Here is a 22,205-nt window from a genome sequence, read left to right on the forward strand (position 1 = left end):
TGGACCGCTCCCGTCCTCATCAGGCCTTCTGTGGACCGATCCAAACGACCTGACGACAGAATGTCCAATTGACAGGACATGGATTCGGGTTACGATCGGTCCACGCACTGACGCGCGATCACCGACGAAGGAGTCACCGAATGGTCGACATCAAACCGACAGCCCCGACTGTCGCACTGCCCCCGTTGGGGACCGGGCCGCACCGCCGACGACTCGGTGTGCTGGCCCTCGTCGCCACGTTCGGCGGGTTGCTCTTCGGGTACGACACCGGTGTCATCAACGGTGCCCTGAACCCGATGAAGGCGGAGCTCGGCCTCACGAACTTCACCGAGGGTGTCGTCACCAGCTCGCTGCTCTTCGGTGCCGCGATCGGCGCCATGCTCGGCGGCCGCATCGCCGACGGCTGGGGTCGCCGCAAGACGATCATCCTGCTCGCCGTCACGTTCTTCGTCGGCACGCTGATCTGCGTGTTCGCGCCGACGTTCGAGGTCATCGTCATCGGTCGTGTGCTCCTCGGCCTCGCGGTGGGTGGTGCCTCCACGGTGGTGCCGGTGTTCCTCGCCGAACTCGCACCGTACGAGATCCGCGGGTCGCTGTCCGGCCGCAACGAGCTCATGATCGTGATCGGCCAGCTCGCCGCGTTCGTGGTCAACGCGATCATCGGCAACGTCTGGGGTGAGGGCAACGGCGTCTGGCGCGTCATGCTGGCCGTCTGCGCGCTCCCCGCGATCGCGCTGTTCGTCGGCATGCTCCGGGTGCCGGAGTCGCCGCGGTGGCTCGCGTCGAAGGACCGCTACGACGAGGCGCTCTCGGTCCTCGAGCAGGTCCGGACCACCGATCGGGCCCGCGCCGAGCTCGACGACATCAAGCGGAGCAACGACCTCGAAGCGAAGGTCGAGCGTGTCAGTGGCTGGCACACGCTGCGCGGGAACAAGTGGCTCATCCGCATCGTGCTCATCGGCGCCGGGCTCGGCGTCGCGCAGCAGCTCACCGGCATCAACTCGATCATGTACTACGGCCAGACCGTGCTCATCGAGTCCGGGTTCCAGGCGTCGGCCGCTCTCATCGCGAACATCGCCCCCGGCGTGATCGCCGTCGTCGGTGGCGTCATCGCGCTGTACAACATGGAGAAGATCAACCGCCGCACGACGCTGATCCTCGGGTTCACGCTGACGACGATCTGCCACTTCCTCATCGGCATCGCTTCGGTGGCGCTGCCCGAGGGCAACCCGGCCCGCCCGTGGGTCATCCTGTTCCTGGTCGTCGCGTTCGTCGGCTCGATGCAGACCTTCCTCAACATCGCCGTGTGGGTCGTCCTGTCCGAGATCTTCCCGACGCAGATCCGTGCGCTCGGCATGGGCATCTCGGTGTTCTGCCTCTGGATCGCGAACGCGTTCCTCGGGCTGTACTTCCCGACGATCGTCGCCGCGACCGGCATCACCGGGACCTTCTTCGGCTTCGGGGTCGTCGGGCTGCTGGCACTGCTCTTCATCTGGAAGTTCGTGCCGGAGAGCCGCGGGCGCACCCTCGAAGAGGTCGAGGAGGGCGTCACCACCGGCAACATCTTCACCGTCCCCGTGAAGGCGTCGCGCCGCTAGTCCGCACCACGCTGCATCCAGTGCGCAGAAGACGTCGGGTCGCCCCAGGGCACCCGACGTCTTCTGCTCACTGGATCCACGGTCGCCGCCCGGTTGGTTGCATGGAGGCGTGACGGAACTGGTGCTGCAGGACTTCCCGACCGCCCTCAACGTGGTGTGCTCCGCGCTGCTCGTGGTCGCCGTCCTGTGTGCGGCGTTCGTGGCGGTCGACGTGGTGCGTCGGCCGCCGCACATGCGCGTCATGGCGTTCGTGTGGCCGCTCACGATGCTGTTCGGCAGCGTCGTCTGGCTCGTCTTCTACCTGCGTCGGGGGCGGGCCACGGCGCCCGGCCACGGACGGTGGGCGGGCACCGCGATCGACACGAGCCACTGTGGGGCCGGCTGCGCCCTCGGCGACCTGATCGGCGAGTTCGGGCTCGCGGCGTTCCCGGCGCTCGGGGTGGCCGTCGGACTGGGCACGCTCTACCAGGATCGGATGTTCGCCGGGTGGATCGTCGACTTCGTCATCGCGTTCGTGCTCGGCATCGCGTTCCAGTACTTCGCGATCGCGCCGATGCGGGGCCTCGGCGTCCGGGCGGGGCTCGTCGCCGCGCTCAAGGCCGACACGCTGTCGATCATCGCGTGGCAGGTGGGCATGTACGGCCTGATGGCGGTGTGGCAGCTGGTCGTGTTCCCGGCACTCGTCGGCGGGCGCGCGAGCGTCTTCTCGCCGGAGTTCTGGGTGGCGATGCAGCTGGCGATGCTGGCCGGCTTCGTCTGCTCCTACCCCGTGAACGCGTGGCTGGTGCGTCGGGGCATCAAGGAGGCCATGTGACGGACCAGCGGACGGACGGGAGGCCCGGTGCCAGCTGGCACCGGGCCTCCGTCCGTTCTGTGGTCGCGCTACGGGCGCAGGAGCACCTTGCCGACGCGGCCGGCGGTGTCGCTGGCGCGCACGGCTTCGCGGACCTGCTCGAAGGCGAAGGTCTCGGCGACGGGGAGCGTCAGCGAGCCGTCGAGCACGCGGGTGATGAGCTCACCGAAGAGCTGCCCCTTCGTCTCGGCCGGCATCGTCTTGCTGACGACGGAGCCCCAGAAACCCTTCACGGTGAGCTGGCCGAAGATGACCTTGCCCGACGGGATCTCGAGCGTCGGCGACGCCATCGCGCCGAAGACGACGAGGGTGGCGTTCTCGCCCAGCACGGAGGCGATGTCGCCGGCGGCCTTGCCACCGACCGACTCGACGCCCGCGATGATCGGCGCGCCACCGGTGATCGCGGCGACCTGGTCCTGCCAGTCGTCGGCGTCGGTGGCGACGATGCGCTCGATGCCCTGCTCGCGGAGCTCATCGACACCGGCGGCGCGACGGACGAGTCCGATCACGTTGATGCCACGGGCGGCGCCGAGCTGGGCGACCATGCGTCCGACCGCACCGTTGGCGGCGTTCTGGATGATCCAGTCGCCCTCGTGCAGGTCGAGCGAGTGCAGCAGGCTGATGGCGCTGAACGGCATCGAGACGAGCTGGGCGGCGGCCTCGTCGGTCATCGCGTCCGGCACCGGGACGAGTCCGGCGGCGTTCGCGGTGTAGTACTCGGCCCACACGCCGAAGGCACCGCCGGCGACGCGCTGGCCGACCTGCAGGTTCGTGACGCCCTCGCCGAGGGCCTCGACGACACCGAGCGCCTCGGTGCCCGAGGCGGCGGGGAGCTCCGGCTTGAAGCCGTAGGTGCCGCGGACGGTCCACAGGTCGTGGTTGTGGATGGGGGAGAGGACCGTGCGGACGAGGACCTCGCCGGCGCCGGGCGTCGGGACGGGGCGCTCCTGCACCTCGAGGACGTCGGCGGGCTCGGCGAACGTCTCGTGGACGACGGCGCGCATGGTGGTGGGGATGGTGGTGCTCATGGGTCAGTCCTCCGAGACGACGATGGTGACGTCGATGTTGCCGCGGGTCGCGTTCGAGTACGGGCAGACCTGGTGGGCCGCGTCGGCGAGGGCCTGGGCCTGGTCGTGCTCCAGGCCGGGGATGACGACCTCGAGCATGACGGCGAGCTGGTAGCCACCGTTGCCGTTCGGGCCGATCGACACGCGACCGCCGACGGACGAGTCGGTGATCTTCACCTTCTGGCTGCGGGCGACGCCCTGCAGTGCGGAGTGGAAGCAGGCGGCGTAACCGGCGGCGAAGAGCTGCTCGGGGTTGGCGCCGTTGCCGGAGCCACCCATCTCCTTCGGGATGGCGAGGTCGAACTCGACCGTGCCGTCGCTCGTGGCGACGTGGCCGTTGCGGCCTTCGCCGGTGGCCAGGGCCTCGGCGGTGTAGAGGGTTTCCATGGGGTTCCTTCCTTGTGGGGCGGATCGTGAAGTTCGGGGGTGTGCGGCGTGCTCTCGCGCTCAGCGACAGTTCACGGGCACACGTGGCCGTGGGGTGTCGCTCAGCGCGAAACGGCGCCAGCGGTGTCAGCGCCAGCGCCGGCGCCAGCGGCGTCGTGCTCGGGATCGGCCGCCGCGTGCATCGTCTCGGTCAGCCGGTGCAGCGTCGCGATGAGCTCGGCGGCGGCACGTTCGTCGGCCAGGCCCATGCCTGCGGCGATGCGCGCGGGGATGCCGCTCAGCTCGGACCGCAGTTCGCGGCCTCGGTCACCGACGGTCACCGTGACGACGCGCTCATCGGTGCTGCGGCGCTCGCGGCGGACCAGGTCGCTCTGCTCCATGCGGCGGAGCAGTGGCGAGAGGGTGCCGGAGTCGAGCTGCAGGTGTTCCCCGAGGCTCGAGACGGTCTGGTCGCCCTCGACCCACAGGGTCACGAGCACCAGGTACTGCGGGTACGTCAGACCCCAGGGTTCGAGCATCGTGCGGTACGCCTGCGTGGTGGCGCGGGACGCCGCGTAGAGGGAGAAGCACACCATCTCGTCGGTCACGGGCATGCGTCCACACTGTCACGCAACCCAGTTGTGCACAACTCGATGCAGCGGATGCCCAGCTGACGAACACGCCGACGACCCGGACGGTTAGGCTGACGTGACCCAAGATGAGCAGCAGCGACCTCGACACCACCACGACCCCCGGCAACGGATCGGCGTCGTCCCACGGCAAGACGATCCTGATCGGTGAGCACGCCGTGGTCTACGGCGCACCCGCTCTCGTCCTGCCGGTGCTCGACGCACGGGTCGTGGCGACGGTCACCCCGGTCGCCGCCGACACCGAGCAGCCCGGTCACAGCCTGCAGTCCACCGTGCACACCGGCCCCCTCGACCTCGCACCCGCGGCCGTGATGCCGACCGTCACCGCCGTCACCGCGACCCTGCGCCACTTCGGGGTCACCGACCGCCACTTCCACGTCCGGGTCGACAGCGAGGTCCCGACCGCCCGCGGCATGGGCTCGAGCGCCGCGGTCGCCGCCGCCGTGACCGCCGCCGTCGCCGACGCCCTGGGCGAGACCCTCGACGTCGAGACCCACCACGAGCTCATCCAGGAGTGCGAGCGCGTCGCCCACGGCCGACCGTCCGGGCTCGACGCCCGGGGCGTCGTCGCGTCCGCGCCGGTCTGGTTCGAGGGCGGCCAGATCGAACCCGTCACGCTCGGCGCCCGGTTCACCTTCGTCGTCGCGGACACCGGCGTCCCCGGGCACACCCGCGAGGCCGTCTCGGCCGTCCGCGCCCGCCACGACCAGGACCCGGCCGGCGTCGGCGCCGTGATCGACCGGATCGGTACGCTCGCCCGTCGGGCACGGGGGACACTCGAGGACGGCGATGCCCAGGCTCTGGGTGCCACCATGGACGCCGCGCACGACCTGCTCAGCACACTCGACGTGTCGAGTGACGACCTGGACCGGCTCGTCGACGCCGCACGTGCTGCGGACGCCCTCGGCGCGAAGCTCACCGGCGGCGGGCGGGGCGGGTGCGTCCTCGCGCTCGCCGCGGACGACGACCACGCGGACCGCATCGCGGCCGCACTCCGCGGCGCAGGGGCCGCAGCCACCTGGACCACCACGATCGGAGCCCGCGCTTGCTGACAGCCACCGCCGTCGCGCACCCCAACATCGCCCTCGTCAAGTACTGGGGGAAGGCGGACGCGCAGCTCGCGCTGCCCGCCACGGGCAGCGTCTCGATGGGGCTCGACGTGTTCCCGACGACGACCACCGTCACGTTGGGCGGCGGGTCGGGTGACGGCCGGGAGGCGCGTGATGCGTTCACGCTGAACGGGCACGTCGTCGACGACGGTGCGCTGGTGCGCGTGCAGCAGTTCCTCGACCTGGTGCGCGAGCTCGCGGGGTCGTCCGAGCGGGCGTCGGTGGTGTCCGAGAACACCGTCCCGACCGGCGCCGGGTTGGCCTCGAGCGCGTCCGGCTTCGCCGCCCTGGCGACCGCGGCCGCCGCGGCCTACGGCCTCGACCTGTCGCCGCGCGACCTGTCCCGTCTGGCCCGTCGCGGTTCCGGTTCGGCCACGCGCTCGATCCCCGGCGGTGTCGCCGTCTGGCACGCCGGCGACGACCAGGGCTCCTTCGCCGAGCCGATCCCGGCCCCGCCGATGGCGATGGTCGTGGTCACGATCGACGCCGGCCCGAAGCCGATCGGGTCGCGCGAGGCCATGCGCCGCACCATCGCGACGTCGCCGTTCTACCCGGCCTGGGTGACCTCCACCACCGAGACCGTCGGCGACATGCTCACGGCCTGTGCCGCCGGCGACTTCACCCGCATCGGCGAGATCACCGAGAGCAACGCGCTCCGCATGCACGCGACGATCGAGGGTGCGTTCCCGCCGATCCGCTACCTCAACGCCCGCAGCGTCGCCGTGTTCGACGCCGTCGCCGAGCTGCGTGCCGGCGGCACCGAGGCCTACGCCACGGCCGACGCGGGCCCGAACGTCGTCGTGCTCACGAAGCCGCAGGACCGGGCGGCCGTCGCCGGGGCGCTCGCGTCGCTGGGGGACGTCATCGAGTCCGGCACCGGACCTGCCGCGCGGGTGCTCCGCTCCGAAGAGACCGGGAGCAATCCCGACCAGAAGGAGTCCGCGCAGTGATCGAGTTCCGTGCACACGGCAAGCTGTTCGTCGCCGGCGAGTACGCCGTCGTCGAGCCGGGCCAGCCGTCCGTCCTGATCGCCCTCGACCGCGCCATCACGGCGAAGGTGCGCGAGGGCCACGGCGCCGGCAGCGTGCACTCCGAGGAGTACGGGCACCTGCCGCTCACGTGGACCCGTGCCGAGGACGGCCTGGCGCTCGACCGTGAGCACCACCCCTACGACTACGTGATGGCCACGATCGACCTGGTCGAGAAGCTCCGCGCCGAGCACGGCATCGCCCCGCGGTTCCACGACCTGCGCATCGAGAGCCAGCTCGACGACGCCAGCGGCCGGAAGTTCGGCCTCGGGTCCTCGGCCGCGGTCACCGTCGCCACCGTCGGCGCCCTCGACCGCTTCTACGGCATCGGCCTGACGCAGCGCCAGCGCTTCCAGGTCGCCCTGCTCGCCACCATCCGGGTGAACCCCCGGGCCTCCGGCGGCGACCTCGCCGCGAGCACGTTCGGCGGCTGGCTGCGCTACAGCGCCCCGGACCGCGAGCGCCTCGCCGCGATGCTCGGCGACCACGCCGTGTCCGCGATCCTGACCGACGCCGACGCGTGGGACGGCTTCGACGTCCAGCGGCTGCCCGCCCCCGAGAACCTGCAGCTGCTCGTCGGCTGGACCGGCTCGCCCGCGTCCACCACGAAGCTCGTCGACGTGGTGCGTCGGCACCGCAACGGCGGGTACCAGGCGTTCCTCGACGAGAGCCGCAGCGCCGTCGACGACCTGACCACGGGCCTCCAGACCGGCGACGCCGAGCGCACGCTCGGTGCCCTCAGACGCGCCCGTGGGCTGCTGCAGCGTCTCGGCGACTCGGTCGGGTCGAAGATCGAGACCGAGCGTCTCGCGACCCTGTGCGACGTCGTCGAGGCGGCGGGCGGGGCGGCGAAGCCGTCCGGTGCCGGCGGCGGCGACTGCGGCATCGCGCTCGTCCCGGCGGACACCGACCCCGCCGGCATCCACCGCGCCTGGGAGGCGCACGACATCAGACACCTCAGCGTCGCGGTGCGAGCACCAGAAGGAGCCCTCGATGAGTGACCTGCTCACACCGATCCCCACCAAGTGGGTCGGCCCGATCCGCGTCAGCGGCAACGCCGTGCAGGGGGAGCACGAGGTCCCCCTCGCCACCTACGAGTCGCCGCTCTGGCCGTCCGTCGGCCGCGGCGCCCGCATCTCGCGGATGGTCGAGGACGGCATCGTCGCGACCGTCGTCGACGAGCGCATGACCCGCTCCGTCGTGGTCCGTGCCGACAGCGCCGCAGCAGCCCACGTCGCCGCGGGGCAGATCCTCGCGCGCCAGGACGAGCTCGCCGCGATCGTGTCCGGGCAGAGCCGGTTCGCCAAGCTCATCGAGGTGCACCCGGAGATCGTCGGGGACCTGCTGTTCCTGCGCTTCGCGTTCACCACCGGCGACGCCTCCGGCCACAACATGGTCACGCAGGCGGCGGACAAGCTGCTGCCGGCGATCCTGGACTGGCAGCCGGGCCTGCGGTACGTCTCGGTGTCGGGCAACTTCTGCACCGACAAGAAGGCCACCGCGGTGAACGGCATCCGTGGCCGCGGCCGCAACACCATCGCCGAGATCGTGATCCCCGGCGAGGTCGTCGAGAAGCGCCTGCGGTCGAGCACCGCGCGCATCGTCGAACTGAACATCGCGAAGAACCTGATCGGGTCGACGATCGCCGGGGCCATCCGCTCGGCGAACGCGCACTACGCGAACATGCTGCTCGGCTTCTACCTGGCCACCGGGCAGGACGCCGCCAACATCGTCGAGGGCTCGCAGGGCATCACGAGCGCCGAGGACCGCGACGGCGACCTGTACTTCGCGACCTCGCTGCCGCACCTGATCGTCGGCACGGTCGGCAACGGCAAGGGCGGGGACCTGCCCGTCGTCGAGGACGCCCTGGTGCGCCTCGGCTGCCGCGAGGACCGCGAGCCGGGCGGGAACGCCCGCCGCCTCGCCGCCCTGTGCGCCGCGACCGTCCTGTGCGGGGAGCTCTCGCTCCTCGCCGCACAGACCAACCCGGGCGAGCTGATGGCCGCCCACGTCGCCATGGAACGCCGTGGGACGAAGCCCGCAGGGGGTGCCGCATGACCGGCGTCGGCATCCACGACATCGCGATCGCGACCGGGCACCACGTGCTCGAGCTCGACGACCTGGCCGAGCGGCTCGGCGTCGACCCGGCGAAGTACCACGTCGGCATCGGGCAGGACGCCTTCAGCGTGCCCGCGCCCGACGAGGACATCGTCACGATGGGCGCCGCGGCCGCGAAGGAGCTCATCGACCGGCACGGCGTCGACGGCATCCGCACGGTGCTGTTCGCCACCGAGTCCGGCGTCGACCAGTCGAAGGCCGCCGGCGTGTACGTGCACGGCCTGCTCGGGCTGCCGAAGGCCGTCCGCGTGGTCGAGCTGAAGCAGGCCTGCTACGGCGGGATGGCCGCGGTGCAGCTCGCACTCGGCATCGTCGCGCGCGCCCCGCACGAGCGGGTGCTCGTCATCGCCGCCGACGTCGCCCGGTACGACGTCGACACCCCGGCCGAGCCGACCCAGGGTGCCGGTGCCGCCGCGATCCTGGTGTCCGCCGACCCCGACCTGATCGAGATCGAGCCGGCGGCGGGCGTCTACACGGCGGACGTCGACGACTTCTGGCGCCCGAACGACCGCTCCACCGCACTGGTCGACGGTCGGCTCTCGGTGAGCGCGTACGTCAACGCGTTCGTCGGCGCCTGGGACGACCTGGCGGAACAGGGCGGCCCCGCGTACGACGACATCGCCCGGTTCGTGCACCACCAGCCCTTCACCAAGATGGCGATCAAGGCGCACCGCAAGCTCACGCAGCACGTCGGCGCACCGTTCGACGAGGCCGACCTGGCGATCGGGTTCACCTACAACCGGCAGACCGGCAACACCTACACGGCGTCGCTCTGGATCGGGCTCGCAGCACTGCTCGACCTGGACGACGACCTGGCGGGGGAGCGACTCGGCCTGTTCAGCTACGGCTCCGGCAGCGTCGGTGAGCTCATCACCGGCACCGTCCGGCCCGACTACCGCGAGCACCGCCGTGCGGGTCGCGTGCGGTCGCTGCTCGAGGCGCGGGTCCCGCTGACGGTCGACGCGTACCGCGCGCTGCACGCCGCGGGTGCCGCCACCAGCGAGGACGTCGAGCGTCCGCGCGTCACGACCGCGCCGTTCCGCTTCGCGGGCGTGCGCGGCGGCGCGCGGCACTACGAGGCGTCCTAGACCGGCACGAGGCGTCCTAGACCGGCACGAGGCGTCCTAGACCGGACACCGGACGGACGGGAGGCCCGTGGCGGCGCCGCCACGGGCCTCCCGTCCGTCTGCCGGTCACGCTGCGGACAGGACCTCGCGCTCCAGCCGCTGGTAGCTGGCTTCCATGCCCTCCGTCATGCCGGTCGCGAGGATCATGTCCCGCTGCTCCCGGTCCGGGTAGGTGACGAGCAGCGTCATGAGCGTGACGCCGTCGGCCTCGTCGAACTGCAGGTCGTTCGTGTCCGGTGGGAAGGGCGCCCCGGTCATGCGCTCGGTGGACACCATCCGGCGTTCCGGTTCGACGACGAGGTTCTCGCCCTCGAACCCGAAGGGTTCGCCCTCGGTGGCACCCGTCGGCGCCCAGGCCTGCCGGAACGTGCCGCCCGGGGTCAGGTCGTTCTCGTACACCGTCATCTCCCACCCGTCGGGGCCGAGCAGCCACCGGCGCACCAGGTCGGGCTCGGTGTGCGCCCGCCAGAGCAGGTGCCGCGGCGCCGCGAACGCCCGGGTGATCCGGACGTGGGTGTCGTCGAGGACCTCGGTCTCGGTGCCCGCACCGAGGGCCCACTCGCGCAGGTCGGCGAGCACCCGGTCGAGCTGGCCGAACGCCTGCTGGTAGCCCTCGAGCATGCCCATCTCGAGCATCGCGTCGAGGTCGGCGGCCGAGGCGAACGAGGACACCACGGTGACCCGAGAGCCGTCGTCCGCCGGCCCGAACGACAACACGGTCTCGCTGGCGGGGAGCGACTCGTCGACCGTGCCCTCCGGGTCGGTGAACAGGTCGCGGAAGACGATGCGACGGTGCTCGTCGACCTCGGTGACCTGCCAGACGGCGTGGAACCGCTCGCCCTGCGGAGACGTCATCCGGTAGTCGGCGCGGCCGCCGGGGCGCAGGTCGAACGTCGTGAACGTCGCGGGGAACCCGGGCGGTCCCCAGAACCGCTCGAGCTGGCGCGGGTCGGCGAAGGCGGCCCAGAGGCGTTCGACGGGGACGGGGAACTCGGCGACGAGGGTCATCGAGAGGGTGTCGGGATCGGTGTGGACGGACGTGGTGGGCATCATCGCTCCTGGTGTCGTCGGGGGTCGTCTGGTGCTGGGTGTCCGGACGCGTCGCCGTCGAGCAGGTCGCCCAGGCGGTCCATCCGGCTGTGCCAGAGGCGGCCGTAGGCGTCGAGGAGGGCACGGACCCGGTCGAGCTGCTCCGGCTCCGCGCGCACGATGCGGGTGCGGCCGCGGGCCTCCTTGCTCACGAGTCCGGCTCCTTCGAGGACGGCGACGTGCTTCTGGACGGCGGCGAACGACATCGAGTAGGCGTCCGCGAGCTCGCTCACGGACGACGACCCGACGAGCGTGCGCCGGACGATGTCACGACGGGTCGCGTCGGCCAGTGCGTGGAACACCCGGTCGACCTCGGCGTCGGACAGTTCAATTCGTACAACCATTTGGTTGTAGGTTACGTCCGGCCGATCTCGTCCACAAGGGGGACCTGCCGGTAGTCTTGCCGCGGAGATCGGAGGGGCGATGGCGGAGCAGCTGGGTGCGTCCGGTGCCGTCCGTGCCCTCGTCGCCACCCTCCCCCGTGCGCCACAGCTGTCCGACGTGGTGACCGGCGTCGGTCGGATGGTCGGCAAGCCCACACGCGTCGTCGACGTCGACGGGCCGAGCTGGGGTCCGCTCACCGCGCTCGTGTCGCAGTTCGAGCACGAGAACCTGGTGCTCGTGCCGGCCGACGCACCGCCGCTCTACCGCATGCACTGCGTGCTGCACGAGCTCGGGCACCTGGTGCACGGCGACGTCGGCACACCGACCGCGTCGTCCGTCGCCGAGTTCGCCGCCGGGGGCCACGTCTGCCGTCGCGCGCTCGACGCCGACTCCGGGCTCGTGAGCATCTCCGACGACGACGAGCACTTCGCCGAACGGTTCGCCTACGAGCTCGCGACGGTCCTGCTCGCCGGTGCCACGGGCGCGGACGAGCGGGCCTACGGCTGATGGCCGTCCTGCACGCCGCGGCCTTCTGGTTCGCGGCGCTGATCTTCCTCGCCCGCACGCCGTACGTGCTGCGGAACCCCCGTGGTCGGGCGGCCTGGGGCGCCACCGGCGTCGGGGCGCTCGGGCTCCTGACCCTCGGCAGCGTCGTGCCGCAGCCGGTGCTCGACGGTGCCCTGGGCGGCTCGAACCTCATCAACCTGGTGCAGAACGTCTGCGCGACCGTCGCGTTCTGGCTGATGTTGCGCGCGAGCACGGACGACCTGCCGGAGCGCCCACTGCTGGCACGGACGGCGGCGCTGCTCGTCGTGGTCGTGGCGTTCACGGTGCCGTTCCTGCTGGTCGAGGAGCGCGGCGGGACCGACTTCCACTTCATCGTGCGCGAGATCGAGCAGACCCCGATGTGGCTCTACGGGACGGTCTACATGGTGGGTGTTGGGCTGATCGCCGCCACGACCCTGCGCCGCGGCGTGCTGCAGAACCCGGTGGCGCTCGTGGTGTTCCGCGTCGGGCTCGCCCTGGTCGTCGTGGCGAGCGTCGACGAGGTCGTCTCGCTCACCGCCGACCACTTCGCACTCTTCCCGGCCGGGGTGCGGGACGGCCTGCGGCTGGCCTTCGACCCGCCGTTCTACCTCGGCATCGTGCTCATCGTCGTGGCGATGGCCTCGCTGACGTTCCGGCGGTGGGGCCGTGACCTGCGCCACCGCGGGCACCACCGGCGCCTGCGCCGCATCGCCCGTCGGCACGCCGTGCGGGCGGTCGAGCGGCCGGGGGACCCGCAGGCCCGGACCTACGACCTGGTGATCGCGATCCGCGACGCCGAGGTGCAGGGACGGACCCTCGACGACGCCGAACTCGCGCAGGTGCGGTCGGCGGAACGGACCCTGACCCGGAGCCTCGGAGGATGACAGCGTGACGATCGTGTGGTGGGTGCTCGGAGCGCTCGTGGTGCTGGTGGCGGTGGCCCTGGTCGGGCTGGTCGTCCTGGTCGTCCTGCGGAAGGTCGTCGGCAGGATCGTGCTGCCCGGCGGCGACCGGTGGACGCCTGTGCTCGAGTCCGACGCGGACTCCGTCCGGCTGCCGATCACCGAGGACACCGTACGGCCGGGGGAGTACGGGCTGTGGCACGACGGGCCGGGGCACACCACCGTCGGGCCGGTGATCGAGGTCGACGAAGCCGCCGGGTCCGTGCGCCGGGCCGTGGTCCGGACGACCGGCGCGGTGTCGTCGCGCGTGCGGTGGAGCGGACACGTGCACCCGGACCCGGCGGCGATGGAGGTCGACTGGTCCGAGGTGTCGCTGCCGACGCCGGTGGGGCCGGCGCCCGCGTGGGTGGTGCGGCCGGGGCCCGACGGCGCTGGGCGCCCCGACCCCGCGGCTGTCCGCACCTGGGCCGTCCACGTCCACGGGATCCGGACGACCCGGGTCACCGCGCTCCGGACCGTCCCCGCGGCGCTCGAACTGGGCTGGACCTCGATCGTCCCGTCGTTCCGCGGCGACGGCGAGGCACCGTGGGAGGGCCGGGCCTCGCACCTCGGTGCGCGCGAGTGGGCGGACGTCGAAGTGGCGCTCGACCACGCCGTCGCGAACGGCGCCGAACGGCTCGTCATCGTGGGGTGGTCGATGGGTGCGACCATCACGCACGAGCTCCTCGCCCGCTCGGCGCACCGCGACCGCCTGGCCGGGATCGTGCTCGTCGCCCCGGCACTGGACTGGGCCGTCACCGTCCGGTCCCAGGCCCGTCGCGCGGGGCTGCCCGGCCCCGTGGTGGGCGCTGCCCTCGGGGCGATGGCGACGCCGGTCCTCTGCCGGATGGTGGGGCTGCGCTCGCCGGTCGACGTGCGCGCGCTGTCGTGGTTGCGCGCACCCCGGCCGCTGCCACCGACCCTGCTCATCCACTCCACCGGGGACACCACGGTGCCGTTCTCGGCCAGTCAGGAGTTCGCCGATGCCCACCCCGGCACGGTCACCCTGGCGGTGAGCGAGCCGGCCGAGCACGCCTGGGAGCGCAACGTCGACGCCGTCTGGTTCGACCGCACCATCACCACCTGGGCGTCCGGCCTCGCGCACACCGGAGCGCAGGAGTAGAAGGAGCCATGGGGCAGCTCATCTACGACGGCCGACCGCTCGACCTGCGGATCGACGACCGCGCGCTCACACACCTGCAGATCGTCATCGTCAACATGCTCCGACGCGACCACCGGTTTGCATTCTCGTGGAAGGACGACGTCGTCCACGGCAACGGTCGCAGCACGATCTGGCTGCACCCCAACGTGAGCCTGCACTTCAAGTTCACCGGCAGCCGGGTGCCGTCGATCAACCGCAGCTGGCTCGAGGACCTCTACGCCTCGGCCACCTCGGGGTCGGGGCTCGTGCTGACGCCGGAGCCGGCGGACACCAGCACGGCGGCCGACTCGGCGTGGTCGCGGGCGGTGGCACCCGGGGACGCGGACGACGCATCCGGGACACCGAGTGGTAGCACAACGCGCTGATCCGGGTCAACGGGTTCCACCCAGGTTGCTCGGATCGTACTGTGGCTTCACCGCGGTTCGCTGTCGTCCCCCGCACCGGCGCTAGGGCACCGGTGTTGGCAGCGTCCGCGGCAGGAGGGGAACCCGAATTGCCCGTGACGCCCGGCGAGTCCGGCACCGACCAACCATCGGTGGCCGAGACGAACGAGCGGCGCGAGTCCCGGATCAGGGCACTCGACGCTCGTGCGACCGACGCTGTGCGTCGCGTCCGCCGCGCCACGCTGCAGGGCTCGCTGGTCGGTCGCCACTGACCGGCGCTCCTCCGGGACCGCCCCGGCCATCGGATTCGGGTTCCGTGGCCGGGGCGGACTCATCAGATCTGCACGCGGCTCAGTAGACGTCGCGCACGTACCGTTTCGCGCGACGCATGTCGGCCAGGTACGCCTGCGCGTCGTCCTCGCCGCGCGCGCGTCCGGTCCGGATGACCTGGAGCAGCGCGGCCTCGACGTCCTTCGCCATGCGTGAGGCGTCCCCGCACACGTACACGTGGCCGCCGTCCTCGAGCCAGGCGAACAGCTCCGCCGACCGCTCGAGCATCCGTGTCTGCACGTAGACCTTCTCGGCCTGGTCGCGCGAGAACGCCAGGTCGAGGCGGTCGAGCACGCCCTGTTCCTGCAGCTCGGTGAGCTCGTCCTGGTACACGAAGTCGGTGTCCCGGTGCTGGTCGCCGAAGAACAGCCAGTTGCGCCCGGTCGCCCCGGACACCGCGCGCTCGTGCAGGAACCCGCGGAACGGCGCGACACCGGTGCCCGGTCCGATCATGATCATCGGGGCCGACTCGTCCGCCGGTACCCCGAACGACGCGTTCGGCTGCAGGTAGACGTCGACGGTGCCGTCCGGGTCGACCCGGTCGGCCAGGAACGTCGACGCGACACCGGCGTACATCCGGTGCGGGTCGCCGTAGCGCACCGACGCGATGGTCAGGTGGATGCGGTCCGGGTGGGCCAGCGGGCTCGACGAGATCGAGTACTGCCGCGCCTGCAGCGGCCGCAGGTTCGGCAGCAGCTCGTCGAGTCCCGGGGCGGCCGGTCCGGCGTCGCGGAGCAGGTCGAGCACGTCGCGTCCCCAGAGCCAGCGGTCCAGCTCGTGCTTGTCGCCGTGGGCCACGACGGCCGCGAGTTCGCTCGACGGCGCGCGCTGCACCAGGTCGGCGATCAGGTCCTTCGAGGGCGTCCGGATCTCACGGTCGGTCCGCAGGACCTCGGTGATCGGCCGGCCGTCGAACGCCTCGCCGCCGTTCGCGCCGACCTGCTCGAGCAGGTCCGCCACGAAGACCTCGTCGTTCACGGGCACGACCGCCAGGGCGTCGCCGGCCGCGTACTCGATGCCCGAGTCGCCGAGGTCGAACTCGTAGTGCCGGATCTCCTTCGAGCTGCGCGGCGAGGAGAGCAGCCGGTTCTCGACCAGGCGCGACGGGTACGGGTTGCGCTTGTTCCACTGCGACCCCGGCCGGGAGGCACGGCTCGCGCCCGCCCCGCCGGTCGCGGCGGCACCGTCGCCGGCACCACCGCCCGTGGTCGCGCCGGGTGCAGCCGTCGCGCCGGCCTCGGCGGCGAGGCGGTCGAGGACCGCCGCGGTCCACAGCGCGGCCGGGTCCTCGAAGTCGACGTCGCAGTCGACGCGGTCGTGGATCCGGGTCGCGCCGAGCTGCTCGAACCGGGTGTCGAGGAGCTTGCCGGCCTGGCAGAACTCGTCGTAGCTCGTGTCGCCGAGGCCCAGGACGGCGTACTGCAGCCCCTCGAGCCGTGGCACCGTGCTCGCCTGGATCGCGTCCCAGAACAGCCCGGCGTTGTCGGGCATCTCACCCTCGCCGTAGGTCGAGGTGACGACGAGCACGTGCGACATCTCGGCGAGCTGCTCTGGGGTGACGGCGTCGAGCGCACTGGCACGACCGCCGAGTCCGCGGGCCTTCGCACCGGCGACGAGCTCGTCGGCCAGGAACTCGGCGTTGCCGGTCTGGGTGCCGAAGAGCACGTCGATCGTCGTCGTGGGCGCGCTGGCCGCGACCTTCTTCCCGGCGGCGGCGATGCCCGCGATGAACCCGGCGAGCCAGGACTCCTGGGCGGCCGAGAACGGTGCGTCGACGGGGATCAGCGACCCGGTCGGGGGGAGCAGGCTCACGCGGTCACCGCCTCGGTCGGCGCCTGCGCTGCACGGCGGGCGATGTCCTCGAGCGCCGCGGTGGCGAGCAGCTCGTCGAAGCGGGCCTCGCGGACGCGGCCGTCGTTCTTGGCGTTCTGGTGCATGATCCACCCCGTGGTGCCCGGCGCGTCCATGCTGCGGTTGTTCCGCTGCGTGAGCGCGCGCTTGTAGTCGTCGAGCCGCTTGATCGCGATGAGCGTGGCGAGCTGGTCGTCGGCGAACCGGTCGAGCGTGCCGCGCAGGTACTTCACGACGCGCTGCTTGACGGAGAAGTCCTCGGTGAGCACGAGGTTCTTGACGGCCTCGGCGACCCGCGGGTCGGCGGTGCCGAACGCACCCGGGACGCGCTCGAGGGCGACGTCCTGGGCGACCCCGAGCACCGTGTACGACGACAGCAGCGAGAACATGTCCTCGCCCTGGTCGCCGAACGCCGGGGCACGGCCGTCGAGCACCGTGCGCTGGTCGCGGTAGTCGAGCTTGAACGCGCGGAGCTTGTCGGTGGCGATCGAGGTCGCGAGCTCGTCGAGGAGCTCGGGCCGGGTCGCCGCCGCGAGGATCTCGCCGGCGTCCTGCGTGAGCAACAGGGCACGGGGCATGCCGACGTACACGTGCGCGCGGGCGGTGTCCCACTCGGCGAGCAGCCGCTCGGCCAGGGCCGAACCGGTCGCCTCGAGGTGCCACTCGAGCAGCAGGCGGGCGGCGGCCTCGTGGAACGCACCGCGCTCGGTGTCGGTGATCGGGAACACCAGCAGCGAGTCCGTGCTGGCACGCTCGGCGACCTGGCCGGAGGGGTCGTACTGGTACAGGAACCCGCCGGACATGCCGTTGCCGAGGCCCTTGCCGAACGCGCCGAGGTTGAACACGGCGCCACCGGTCATGTACTCGCAGCCGAAGTCGCCCACGCCCTCGACGACGGCGGTCGCGCCGGAGTTGCGGACGGCGAACCGGTCGCCGGCCTCGCCCTCGACGAAGGTGCGGCCGCCGGTGGCCCCGAACAGCGCGAAGTTGCCGACCAGCACGTTGCCGCCCTGTTCGGCGCTGCCGCCACCGGGGGCGCGGACGATGATCCGTCCGCCGCTCTGGCTCTTGCCGACGCCGTCGTTCGCGGTGCCGGTGTGCTCGAGCACGACGCCGTCGTTGTTGAAGACGCCGTAGGACTGCCCGGCCGAGCCCTGCGTGCGGATCGTGACCGCACCGTCCACCAGCCGGCGGCGTCCGCGGTCGTCCGTCGTCACGGCGGGCAGGTCCTGCACGTCCTCGGCGCGGAGCTCGTGGTTGAGCAGGCGCTCGAGATCGATGCCGAGCTGGCCACCGACCGACTTGTCGGCGTTGCCGAGCAGCACGCCGTGCACGAGCACGTGCTCCTGGGCGTGGTCGACGAGTGCGGTGCGGACGCGCTCGAGCAGGGCGTCGTCGGTGTGGAAGTCCTTCTCCAGGTACTCCGGGTCCGCGACGATCTTCTCGGGCACCTGGGCGAGCAGGGCACGGGCGTCGAGCCGGCCCACGCTCGCCGGGTGGTCCAGGAGCTGCAGCAGGTCGGTCCGGCCGCGGGCCTCGCGCAGGGAGCGCAGGCCGAGACGGGCCAGGATCTGCCGCACGTCGTGGGCGATGTTGAGCAGGTACTGCGCGAGCGCGCGGGGGTCGCCCTCGAACGCCTCGGCGTTCGTGGTCAGGCCCGCCGGGCACTTCACGTTGCAGTTCTTCGCCATCACGCAGCCGAGCATCATGAGCGCGGTCGTGCCGAACTCGAAGCTGTCGCCGCCGAGCAGGGCGCTCGTGACGACGTCGCTGCCGGTCTGGTGCGCACCCGAGCAGCGGAGCGTGACCTTCTGGCGCAGGCCGTTCGCGACCAGGGCCTGGTGCACCTCGGCGACGCCGATCTCCGCGGAGCGGCCCGCGTACTTCAGGCTGGTGACGGCCGCGGCGCCCGTTCCGCCGGTGTTGCCCGCGACGTTGATCACGTCGGCGCCGGCCTTCGCGACGCCGACCGCGATGGTGCCGATGCCCTCGGACGAGACGAGCTTCACGATCACCCGGACGCGGGCGGCCTTGCAGTCGTGGATGAGCTGCGCGAGGTCCTCGATCGAGTACGTGTCGTGGTGCGGCGGCGGCGAGATCAGCTCGACGCCGGGCGTGCCACCGCGGGCCGCGGCGATGTCCACCGTGACCTTGGGTGCGGGCAGCTGGCCACCCTCGCCGGGCTTCGCGCCCTGGCCGATCTTGATCTCGAGCTCCTCGAGCATGGGGTCGGCGAGGTACCCGGCCCAGATGCCGAACCGGCCCGAGGCGAACTGCTTGATGCGCGAGCCGCGGATGGTGCCGTAGCGGGAGTGGTGCTCGCCGCCCTCACCGCTGTTCGACATGCCGCCGACCATGTTCGTGCCGTGTGCGACGGCCTCGTGGGCGGTGGCGACGAGCGCGCCGTGGCTCATCGCGCCGGACGCCAGGGTCCGGGTGATCTCGTGGGCCGGCTGCACCTCGGCGAGCTCGACGCTCGCCGGGGCGCTCTGCAGCAGTGCGAGCAGGGCGACGGCCGCACCGGTGGCGCGGAGCGTCACCCCGGTGTCGTCGACGGCGTCGACGTCGATCTGCCCGGGGTGGAGCAACGCGAGGCCGTCTGCCAGGGACGCGTGGCGCAGTGCACCCGTGGTCCCCGTCGACGTGAGCTCCAGGCGGAACCGCTCCGTGCCTCCCGGCAGGTCCTGGTCGTCCGACGGACGCGAGCCGGAGAGCCCGCGCACGGTGACGCTGGCGTTGCCGCTCGTCGAGAAGCGGCCGAGCTCGCGGGCGAAGTCCTCGGCGGTGTCGATGCCGGTGACGTCCGCGGGCAGCGCGAGCACGTCGCGGAGCGCGGCGGGGCGGCGGGACCGCTCGTCGTGGGTCGTCTGCAGGAACGTGACGTAGCCCGGCGTGATGCGGTGCGCGTCGATCTCGGCGTCGCTCAGCCGGTCGTAGCCGGTGTTCCGGTACGCGGCGTCGGTGATGCCGAACGAGTCGTCGAGCTGGCCGAGCGTGAGCAGGCGCAGCGCGTCCGAGTCGCCGGCTCGTTCGAAGGCCGGGCGCTCCTCGGTCATGCCGCCGAACCCGCGGACGCTCGCGACGCCGAACGAGTGGCCGGCGCCGTCGGAGCGTTCCTTGAACAGGCCGAGCAGCGGGACCTGGCCCTCGGACGCCACCGAGCGGGCACGCTCGTGCCAGTCCGTCGCCGCCTGGGCGATGCGCGCGAAGCCGACGCCGCCGACCGGGGCCTGCATGTGCGGGAAGATCCGCGCGAGCACGTCGTCGCCGGTGTCGAGGTAGTTCGGCTCGAAGAACTCGCCACCGATGTAGCTCTCGGCGGTGCACAGGCCGACGCGGCCCATGGTCTTCGCCAGGGCCTTCTCGGCGGCCTTGCGGAACTGCTTGAGCGCCAGGTCGGTCGCGGTCAGCTCACCGGCGGGTGCGGGTGCGGCGGGGTACTTCTCCTCCGCACGCAGACGAGCGCTCAAGCTGTACACAGCGGCGGCACCGAAGCCGAGCGCGGTCGCGACGTGGTGTGACGATGGCAGCTGACCGCTCTCCGCGACGACGGACACCCGCAGGCGCAGACCGGTCTCGATGAGCCGCTGGTTGACGGCGGCCACCGCCAGGATCACGGGGAGGGGCGCATGGGTCGACGACACCTCGCGGTCGGTCACGACCGCGATCCCGCCACCGCGCGCCGCGAACGCCTCGATCGCGTCGCACAGGGCGTCCAGCGCGCCGCGCATCGCGTCGGCGTTGGCCTGCTCGTCGGCGGGCACCGGCACGTAGAGCATGTCGAAGCGCTCGAGCGGCACGATGTCCTGCTCGCGCAGGCGCACCATGTCGAGGTGCCCGAGGATCGGCGACTGCACGACGAGCTGACGCCCCGTGGTGCCCGTGCCGTCCGGCTTCGCGCCGAGTGCAACGCGCATCGACATCCCGTCGGCCTCGCGGATCGAGTCGAGCGGCGGGTTCGTCACCTGGGCGAAGCGCTGCGAGAAGTACTTCGCCATGCCGCCCTCGGTGTCGCTCAGGGCGTTGATCGCGTTGCCGTAGCCCATCGCCGAGATGCGCTCCGACCCGTTCTGCAGCATCGGGTCGAGCATGAACCGGAAGCTCTCCTGGTTCAGCGAGTACGCCACGTACCGACCCGCGAGCGACAGGTCGCCGTCGTAGCCCAGGGTGGACGTCGTGCGCTCGTAGTCCGGAGCGGGCACGTCGTCCAGGTTCACGCGGGCGGCGTCGAGCAGGGTGCCGTAGTCACGGCGGGCCGCGAGCATGTGCAGCACCTCGCCCGTGCGCATGCGGGTGCCGGTGCGGTGGTCGACGACGAGCATGCCGCCGGCCTCGATGCGGCCGCGGTGCACGACCTCGTCGGCGTCGAACTCGACCTGGCCGGCCTCGGACGACACCATCAGGTACTCGGCCGTCTCGACGGTGCGCAGCGGGCGCAGGCCCAGGCGGTCCAGGCGGGCGCCGACGACGTCGCCGTCGCTGAAGATCACGGCGGCGGGACCGTCGTTCTTCTCCTCGTACAGCGAGAAGTACTCGAGCATGTCCCGGACGTCCGGGGTCAGGGTGCGGTCGTTCTCCCACGCCGGCGGCATGAGCGAGACCACGGCCTCGACGATCTCGAGCCCGTCGTCGAACACGCGGCTCTGCAGGGTCTGGTCGAGTCGGCTCGAGTCCGACTGCCCGGGCGGACGCACGATGCTCCGGGTGCGGGCCCGCGCGAGCGCCTCGTCCGACAGTCGGTTCTTGCGGTCGGTGTTCAGCTCGCCGTTGTGCGCCATCAGGCGGAACGGCTGCGCCATCGTCGGGTGCGGCTCGGTGTTCGTCGAGAACCGGGTGTGGAAGTACAGCGTCCGGACCGAGTGCCGGGGGTCGCGCAGGTCGGTGAAGTACCCGATCACCTCGCCGGAGTTCAGCCGGCCCTTCAGGATCTGGGTCCGGGCGCTGAGCGACAGCGGGTACAGGGCGGCGTGCTCGGCGCGCTCGGCGGCGGCCTGTGCGTAGGAGACCGCCTCGATGGCGAGCAGGGCGCGGTTCGCGGCGGCGTCGACCTCGGTGCGGTCCCAGTCCGACGGTGCACAGAAGACCCACTGCACGATCGGCAGCTGGTACTGCTCTGCCTCGGGGCGCGCGACGGAGTGGTCCACCGGCACGTCACGGACCAGCAGCAGCTCGAAGCCCTCGGCCGTGATCGCGTCCGTGACGGTCTGCTCGGCACGGGCGCGCTCGTCGGTGCCGTTGGCTCCGTCGCTGCTCGGCACGAAGCAGTTCGCGACGCCGAAGTGCCCGGCCCGCAGCTGCTCGCCGGTGATGGCGCTGAAGAACTCCACCGACAGGTCGATGCTGACGCCTGCGCCGTCACCGACACCCTCGGCGGACTTGCCGCCGCGGTGCGGGATGGAGCACAGCGCTTCGTCGCCCTTGCGGATGACGTCGTGGCTCGGCGTCCCGTCGAGACGGGTGATGAAACCGACGCCGCAATCGCTCGATTCGCGGGCAGGGTCGTAGAGACCGAAAGAGGTGGGGTTCACGTGCGGGTCCAGTGGGGCGTTGCCGGCAGCGGACGGCGCGGGCTGCATCGATGGAGCGCTCGCCGCGGGCAGACCGATGGTGGCAGTCGGGCC

The 22,205-nt window shown here is 71.9% G+C and carries 18 protein-coding genes; 11 read left to right on the forward strand and 7 right to left on the reverse strand.

Going from position 1 to position 22,205, the window contains the following annotated elements:
• The first annotated feature begins 140 nt into the window (after positions 1 to 140).
• Together DEJ02_RS09155 and DEJ02_RS09160 are read left to right on the forward strand one after the other, a co-directional pair.
• Entirely contained in the window at positions 141 to 1,598 is a 1,458-nt protein-coding gene (locus tag DEJ02_RS09155; RefSeq protein ID WP_111032759.1) for a sugar porter family MFS transporter, read from the forward strand.
• A 109-nt stretch (positions 1,599 to 1,707) separates the two neighbouring features.
• Entirely contained in the window at positions 1,708 to 2,412 is a 705-nt protein-coding gene (locus DEJ02_RS09160) for a DUF4396 domain-containing protein (RefSeq protein WP_258378703.1), read from the forward strand.
• Positions 2,413 to 2,480: 68 nt separating this feature from the next.
• Here DEJ02_RS09160 and DEJ02_RS09165 read toward each other — a convergent pair whose 3' ends face one another.
• The 3 genes from DEJ02_RS09165 to DEJ02_RS09175 all read right to left on the reverse strand — a co-directional run bounded on the left by DEJ02_RS09165 (position 2,481) and on the right by DEJ02_RS09175 (position 4,498).
• Entirely contained in the window at positions 2,481 to 3,455 is a 975-nt protein-coding gene (locus DEJ02_RS09165) for a zinc-binding dehydrogenase (RefSeq protein WP_111032806.1), read from the reverse strand.
• 27 nt (positions 3,456 to 3,482) lie between these two features.
• Positions 3,483 to 3,905 (reverse strand): organic hydroperoxide resistance protein, encoded by a 423-nt coding sequence (locus DEJ02_RS09170; RefSeq protein ID WP_071406102.1) that lies wholly within the window; start codon positions 3,903 to 3,905, stop codon positions 3,483 to 3,485.
• Positions 3,906 to 4,006: 101 nt separating this feature from the next.
• Positions 4,007 to 4,498 carry a MarR family winged helix-turn-helix transcriptional regulator gene (locus DEJ02_RS09175; RefSeq protein ID WP_181440313.1) on the reverse strand — a complete coding sequence of 164 codons (492 nt, stop codon included), beginning with the start codon at positions 4,496 to 4,498 and terminating at the stop codon, positions 4,007 to 4,009.
• A gap of 104 nt (positions 4,499 to 4,602) precedes the next feature.
• Here DEJ02_RS09175 and mvk point away from each other — a divergent pair, with 104 nt between their 5' ends.
• From mvk to DEJ02_RS09200, 5 genes are read left to right on the forward strand one after another with little or no spacing between them, the layout of a single operon-like run.
• Complete coding sequence (gene mvk, locus DEJ02_RS09180; protein ID WP_111032760.1) at positions 4,603 to 5,586, forward strand: mevalonate kinase; 984 nt, start codon at positions 4,603 to 4,605, stop codon at positions 5,584 to 5,586.
• A complete protein-coding gene (gene mvaD / locus DEJ02_RS09185; protein ID WP_111032761.1) occupies positions 5,580 to 6,593 on the forward strand; it encodes a diphosphomevalonate decarboxylase in 1,014 nt (337 codons plus the stop codon). The genes mvk and mvaD overlap by 7 nt, the downstream gene beginning before the upstream one ends.
• Positions 6,590 to 7,672, forward strand: coding sequence for a phosphomevalonate kinase (locus tag DEJ02_RS09190; RefSeq protein WP_071406100.1), 1,083 nt, complete (start codon positions 6,590 to 6,592; stop codon positions 7,670 to 7,672). The genes mvaD and DEJ02_RS09190 overlap by 4 nt, the downstream gene beginning before the upstream one ends.
• A complete protein-coding gene (locus tag DEJ02_RS09195; RefSeq protein ID WP_071406099.1) occupies positions 7,665 to 8,729 on the forward strand; it encodes a hydroxymethylglutaryl-CoA reductase in 1,065 nt (354 codons plus the stop codon). Before DEJ02_RS09190 ends, DEJ02_RS09195 begins: the two co-directional genes overlap by 8 nt.
• Positions 8,726 to 9,877, forward strand: coding sequence for a hydroxymethylglutaryl-CoA synthase (locus DEJ02_RS09200; RefSeq protein WP_111032762.1), 1,152 nt, complete (start codon positions 8,726 to 8,728; stop codon positions 9,875 to 9,877). Before DEJ02_RS09195 ends, DEJ02_RS09200 begins: the two co-directional genes overlap by 4 nt.
• 105 nt (positions 9,878 to 9,982) lie before the next feature.
• Here DEJ02_RS09200 and DEJ02_RS09205 read toward each other — a convergent pair whose 3' ends face one another.
• Together DEJ02_RS09205 and DEJ02_RS09210 are read right to left on the reverse strand one after the other, a co-directional pair.
• On the reverse strand, positions 9,983 to 10,966 hold the full coding sequence (locus DEJ02_RS09205; RefSeq protein WP_111032808.1) for an SRPBCC family protein: 984 nt from the start codon (positions 10,964 to 10,966) through the stop codon (positions 9,983 to 9,985).
• Complete coding sequence (locus tag DEJ02_RS09210) at positions 10,966 to 11,349, reverse strand: helix-turn-helix transcriptional regulator (RefSeq protein WP_111032763.1); 384 nt, start codon at positions 11,347 to 11,349, stop codon at positions 10,966 to 10,968. The genes DEJ02_RS09205 and DEJ02_RS09210 overlap by 1 nt, the downstream gene beginning before the upstream one ends.
• Before the next feature lie 79 nt (positions 11,350 to 11,428).
• Between DEJ02_RS09210 and DEJ02_RS09215 the strand changes: the two genes are divergently transcribed.
• Genes DEJ02_RS09215 through DEJ02_RS09230 form a run of 4 tightly spaced genes read left to right on the forward strand, consistent with a single transcriptional unit; the run spans position 11,429 to position 14,385 of the window.
• On the forward strand, positions 11,429 to 11,896 hold the full coding sequence (locus tag DEJ02_RS09215; protein WP_071406096.1) for a hypothetical protein: 468 nt from the start codon (positions 11,429 to 11,431) through the stop codon (positions 11,894 to 11,896).
• Positions 11,896 to 12,801, forward strand: a complete 906-nt coding sequence (locus tag DEJ02_RS09220) for a hypothetical protein (protein ID WP_111032764.1) — start codon at positions 11,896 to 11,898, stop codon at positions 12,799 to 12,801. Before DEJ02_RS09215 ends, DEJ02_RS09220 begins: the two co-directional genes overlap by 1 nt.
• Positions 12,802 to 12,805: 4 nt before the next feature.
• Entirely contained in the window at positions 12,806 to 13,981 is a 1,176-nt protein-coding gene (locus DEJ02_RS09225; protein WP_111032765.1) for a S9 family peptidase, read from the forward strand.
• A gap of 8 nt (positions 13,982 to 13,989) precedes the next feature.
• On the forward strand, positions 13,990 to 14,385 hold the full coding sequence (locus DEJ02_RS09230; RefSeq protein WP_111032766.1) for an ATP-dependent DNA ligase: 396 nt from the start codon (positions 13,990 to 13,992) through the stop codon (positions 14,383 to 14,385).
• A 369-nt stretch (positions 14,386 to 14,754) separates the two neighbouring features.
• Here the strand turns inward: DEJ02_RS09230 and DEJ02_RS09235 are convergent, their stop codons facing one another.
• Both DEJ02_RS09235 and DEJ02_RS09240 read right to left on the reverse strand, forming a co-directional pair.
• On the reverse strand, positions 14,755 to 16,545 hold the full coding sequence (locus DEJ02_RS09235; RefSeq protein WP_111032767.1) for a sulfite reductase subunit alpha: 1,791 nt from the start codon (positions 16,543 to 16,545) through the stop codon (positions 14,755 to 14,757).
• The gene (locus DEJ02_RS09240) at positions 16,542 to 22,112 is read right to left on the reverse strand and encodes a glutamate synthase-related protein (protein WP_111032809.1); all 5,571 of its coding nucleotides are present in this window, start codon (positions 22,110 to 22,112) and stop codon (positions 16,542 to 16,544) included. Before DEJ02_RS09240 ends, DEJ02_RS09235 begins: the two co-directional genes overlap by 4 nt.
• Between the last annotated feature and the right edge of the window lie 93 nt (positions 22,113 to 22,205).

The organism is Curtobacterium sp. MCLR17_042, assembly GCF_003234695.1.
GTDB lineage: Bacteria > Actinomycetota > Actinomycetes > Actinomycetales > Microbacteriaceae > Curtobacterium > Curtobacterium flaccumfaciens.